A 4,722-nucleotide genomic window follows, 5' to 3' on the forward strand; every position below is an offset into this window, starting at 1 on the left:
GCGAGGTCGGTCGCTGGCTGGGCATCGGCCTGGCCAATCTGGCCGCGGCGCTCGACCCGAACATCTTCGTCATCGGTGGAGGAGTCAGCAGCAACGGCGAGCTGCTGCTGCGTCCGGCGCGGACCGCGTTCGCCGAGCACCTGACGGGCCGCGGCTACCGCTCCGAGGCGCGCATCGTGGCCGCTCACCTGGGCGAGGACGCGGGCGTCGTCGGCGCCGCCGACCTGGCCCGGCTCAGAGCGCGGCGCCGTCGTCCGGCCAGTCCGGGTTACTCGGTCCGCGATCAGGTAGTCGCGCGATCAGGTAGACGACGGCGGCCACGGCGGCCGCGATGACCACCGCCACCAGGAAGGTCGGCGGGCGCAACGAGGCCATCATCGACAACAGCAGCACCGCCGGACCGCCGACCACCACGAACCAGGCGATCTTCGTGCGGTTGTCCGCTCGCAGGTCCGCCGGTCCGACCTCGCGGTAGAACTGGTCCTCCTGCGGCTCCGGCGGCGCGGCGGCCCGGCGTTGCTCGTCCTCCAGCTCGGCCCGCTCACGCAGCGCGGCGTTGCGGGCCGCGGCGTCGTCGAAGTCGTCCAGCCCGCTGAGGTCCAGGTCGAGGCCCTCGACGATGCGGTCGAAGTCGTCCGGGGACGACGCTGCGTCGGTCACGACGGCTCCTCGGGGGATCAGGCGGTGGTCGCATGGTCGGCGATGAAGCGGGCCGACCTCTCCATGATGACCGGTGCGTCGTGATCGAGCGTCGCGACGTGGTAGCTGTTCGTCAGCTCCACGAGCTCGCGCACGGGCGACGATATGCCGCGCATCAGCAGACCGACCGTCGTCGCGTCGACGACGTGGTCCTCGCGGGAGCGGAACACCAGCGTCGGTGCCGTGACGCGGTCGAGGTTCTCGCGCACGTCGCGCCACAGCTGCAGCTGCGACGCGAGCGCCTTCAGCGGGGTGCGGTCGTAGCCGATCTCGTCCTGCCCGGGCAGCTTGATGTCGTTGCCGATCCCCGCCATCGACGGCAGGACGCGGCTGAGCAGGGGCACCAGCTTGAGGTCCAGCCGCTTGAGGGCGATCGCGGGGTTGACGAGCACGAGCGCGTCGACCTCCTCGGGCCGCTGCTGGGCCAGCCGCAGCGCGAGGGCGCCGCCCATGGACAGGCCGCACACCGCGACGCGGTCGCACGTGGCCCGCAGGCGCGTGAGCGCGGCGTCGACCTCGCCGTACCAGTCGCGCCACGTCGTCGTGTTCATCTCCTGCCACGTCGTGCCGTGACCGGGCAGGCGGGGGACCTCGACGGCGTGTCCGGCGGCGGCCAGCTCGCGACCCCACGGGGTCATCGACGCAGGGGACCCGGTGAAGCCGTGACTCAGCAGGACGCCGACGGGTCCGCCCTCGGCACGGAAGGGCTCGGTGCCCGGTCGGAGGCGCGGATCACCGGTGGCGGGGGAGTGGGACATGCCGACATCGTGCCCCATGAGGGCCGATGAGGCGGTGCGGCGCGGTAGTGTCTCGTGCGTGTTCTACTGGTTCCTCAAGGTCCTCGCGCTGGGTCCGCTGCTCAAGCTGATCTTCCGGCCGTGGGCCGAGGGCACCGAGAACGTGCCCCGCGAGGGCGCCGCCATCCTGGCCGCCAACCACCTGTCGTACAGCGACTGGCTCTTCATGCCGCTCGTGATCCCGCGCCGCATCACCTACGTCGCCAAGGCCGAGTACTTCGAGGGCTCGGGCGTCAAGGGCTTCTTCCAGCGCGGCTTCTTCCGCGGCGCGGGTCAGGTCCCGATCGACCGCAGCAGCGGCAGCGCCGCGGCCGGCGCGATCCGCACCCAGCTGCGGTTGCTGGCCGACGGCGAGATCTGCGGCATCTTCCCCGAGGGAACGCGCTCGCACGACGGCAAGCTCTACCGGGGCCGCACGGGCGTGGCGCGCCTCGCCCTCGAGTCCAAGGTGCCCGTCATCCCCGTCGCCGTCATCAACACCGACGTCGTGGCGCCCCCCGGCCGCCTGCTGGGGCGGTACGCCCGCCCGGGCCTGCGCTTCGGCAAGCCGCTGGACTTCAGCCGCTACGAAGGGATGGCCGACGACCGGTACATCCTGCGCGCGATCACCGACGAGATCATGTACGAGATCATGAACCTCTCGGGCCAGGAGTACGTCGACCTCTACGCTCCCGATGCCAAGAAGCGCGACAAGGAGCGCGAGAAGCAGGCCGCCAAGGAGCGCGAGAGGACCGAGGCCGAAGAGGTCATCCGCGAGATCTCGGAGTGACCCTTCCGGGGTACGGACGGGTTCCGACCCGCTGCGTCACTCACGTATCATGACTTGGTGAGCATTCCCAGCCTGGAAGACCTGCGTGCGATCGGTGCTGCGCAGCAGCCGACGTACCCCGACACCGACGCCCGTGACCGTGCCGTCGAGAAGCTGCGGAAGATGCCGCCGCTGGTGTTTGCCGGCGAGTGCGATGCGCTCCGCGACAAGATGGCCGCCGTCTCGCGCGGCGAGGCGTTCCTGCTCCAGGGTGGCGACTGCGCCGAGACCTTCGAGGGCGTCACCGCCGAGAACGTCCGCAACAAGCTGCGGGTCCTGCTGTCGATGGCCGTCGTGCTGACCTACGCCGCCAGCGTCCCGGTCGTCAAGGTCGGCCGGTTGGCCGGCCAGTACGCCAAGCCCCGCTCCAGCGACATCGAGACGCGCGACGGCGTCACCCTGCCGGCGTACCGCGGCGACGCGGTCAACGGGTTCGACTTCACCCCCGAGGCGCGCATCCCCGACCCGCAGCGCCTGCTCGACGTCTACCACGCGTCCAGCGCCACGCTGAACCTCGCGCGCGCCTTCACCACGGGCGGCTACGCCGACCTGCGCCAGATGCACGCCTGGAACACCGACTTCGTGCGCAACAGCCCCGTGCGCGAGCGTTACGAGCGCATCGGCGACGAGATCGACCGTGCCCTCGCGTTCATGAGCGCGATCGGCGCCGACCCCGACGAGCTGCACACCGTCGACTTCTACTCGTCGCACGAGGCCCTCGTCCTCGAGTACGAGCACGCCCTGACGCGCATCGACTCGCGCACGAGCCTGCCGTATGACGTGTCGGGCCACTTCGTGTGGATCGGCGAGCGGACGCGCCAGCTCGACGGCGCGCACGTCGAGCTGCTGAGCCGCATCGCCAACCCGATCGGCGTCAAGCTGGGCCCCACGACGTCCGCCGACGACGCCCTGGCCCTGTACGAGAAGCTCAACCCCGAGCGCGTGCCGGGCAAGATCACGTTCATCACGCGCTTCGGTGCCCAGAAGATCCGTGACCTGCTGCCGACCCTCGTCGAGAAGGTCACGGCCGCCGGCGCCGAGGTCGCCTGGGTCACCGATCCCATGCACGGCAACACGTTCGCCACCGACAACGGCTACAAGACGCGTGAGTTCGACGACGTCATCGACGAGGTCCGCGGCTTCTTCGAGGTGCACCGCTCGCTCGGCACGTGGCCCGGCGGCCTGCACGTCGAGCTGACCGGCGACGACGTCACCGAATGCGTCGGTGGCGGCATGCGCCTGTCGGCGCAGGACCTCGCGCACCGCTACGAGACGCTGTGCGACCCGCGCCTCAACCGCGCGCAGTCGCTCGAGCTGGCGTTTCTCGTCGCCGAGATGCTGGCCGGCCGCGGCTGAGTCGCCCGGCTGTCGGTTTCCCCGGTTAAGTAGGTTTGCCCGCACTTCACGAGGGTCGCAACCCTCGTGAAGTGACAGGAAACCTAGTTAACCGGGGAAACTGTCATCCACCCCGGGGACGGTCAGGACAGGAAGACCGTCACGGTCGAGCCGCGCTTGACCTTCGAGCCGGCGGAGGTGACCTGGTAGCGCACCGTCGCGTCCCCGCCGGCGAACGGGTTGCGCGTCGCGTTCAGCTTGAGGCCGATCGCCTCGAGCGCGGCCTTCGCCTCGGCCTCGGTCATGCCCCGCAGGTCGGGCACCGCGACCCGCTCTGGTCCCTTGGACACCGTCAGGGTGATCGTGTCGCCCCGCACGCCGGTGCCGGAGGCCGGGGTCTGCGAGATGACCAGCCCCTCGCGGACGGAGTCGTTGAACTGCTCGCTGGTCGCGACGACGAAGCCGACGCCCTCGAGCGCGGCCTTCGCGTCCGCCACCGGCTCGCCGGTCTGGTCGGCGATCTTGATCGGCTGCGGGCCCTTGCTGACCACCAGGTCCACGGCCGTCCCTCGCTTGACGAGGTCGCCGACCTTGTGGCTGGACGAGCGGATGATGCCGCCGGTGGGGATCGAGTCGCTGAACTTCTCGGTGACCTCGCCGATCGTGAGGTTGAGGGCCGCCAGGGTCGACGTGGCCTCCTCGACCGTGCGCCCTTGGACGTTGGGGATCTTGTAGCGCTCCTTGCCCTGCGAGATCGTCAGCGTGACGACCTCGTCGGGCAGCAGGCGCGAGCCCGGATCGGGGTCGGTCGAGATGACCGCTCCCTTCTCGACGACCTCGGAGTACGCGGGCTCGCCGATCTCGACCGTGAAACCGGCAGCCTCGCCGGTCTTGACGGCCTCCGCGCGCTCCATCGAGACGAGGTTGGGCACGGTCTCGTACCGGCCGATCGCCAGGTACCAGCCGAGCAGGGCGGTGGCCGCGAGCAGGGCCACGGCGATGAGCAGCATCAGGGGGCCGCGGCGGCGTCGTGTCCTGCCGGGCTCCGCGGGGACCACCGCCTGCGGGGGGCGGGGCGCCTGC

6 protein-coding genes are annotated in these 4,722 nt (G+C 70.7%); 3 read left to right on the top strand and 3 right to left on the bottom strand.

Annotated features, from left to right (window positions below; translation table 11 throughout):
• Positions 1-62 precede the first annotated feature (62 nt).
• On the top strand, positions 63-335 hold the full coding sequence (locus tag RT323_RS16020; protein WP_396172500.1) for an ROK family protein: 273 nt from the start codon (positions 63-65) through the stop codon (positions 333-335).
• Here RT323_RS16020 and RT323_RS16025 read toward each other — a convergent pair.
• Both RT323_RS16025 and RT323_RS16030 read right to left on the bottom strand, forming a co-directional pair.
• A complete protein-coding gene (locus RT323_RS16025) occupies positions 235-660 on the bottom strand; it encodes a hypothetical protein (RefSeq protein ID WP_313410217.1) in 426 nt (141 codons plus the stop codon). The two genes, RT323_RS16020 and RT323_RS16025, sit on opposite strands and share 101 nt — an antisense overlap.
• A 17-nt stretch (positions 661-677) precedes the next feature.
• The gene (locus RT323_RS16030; protein ID WP_313410218.1) at positions 678-1,457 is read right to left on the bottom strand and encodes an alpha/beta fold hydrolase; all 780 of its coding nucleotides are present in this window, start codon (positions 1,455-1,457) and stop codon (positions 678-680) included.
• A gap of 16 nt (positions 1,458-1,473) precedes the next feature.
• Between RT323_RS16030 and RT323_RS16035 the strand changes: the two genes are divergently transcribed.
• Both RT323_RS16035 and RT323_RS16040 read left to right on the top strand, forming a co-directional pair.
• Entirely contained in the window at positions 1,474-2,265 is a 792-nt protein-coding gene (locus tag RT323_RS16035) for a lysophospholipid acyltransferase family protein (RefSeq protein WP_313410220.1), read from the top strand.
• A 57-nt stretch (positions 2,266-2,322) separates the two neighbouring features.
• Complete coding sequence (locus RT323_RS16040; protein ID WP_396172499.1) at positions 2,323-3,660, top strand: class II 3-deoxy-7-phosphoheptulonate synthase; 1,338 nt, start codon at positions 2,323-2,325, stop codon at positions 3,658-3,660.
• A 122-nt stretch (positions 3,661-3,782) separates the two neighbouring features.
• Here the strand turns inward: RT323_RS16040 and RT323_RS16045 are convergent.
• A partial coding sequence (locus tag RT323_RS16045) for a PASTA domain-containing protein (protein ID WP_313410224.1) occupies positions 3,783-4,722 on the bottom strand: 940 nt, incomplete at its 5' end.

Source organism: Aeromicrobium sp., assembly GCF_032084975.1.
GTDB lineage: Bacteria > Actinomycetota > Actinomycetes > Propionibacteriales > Nocardioidaceae > Aeromicrobium.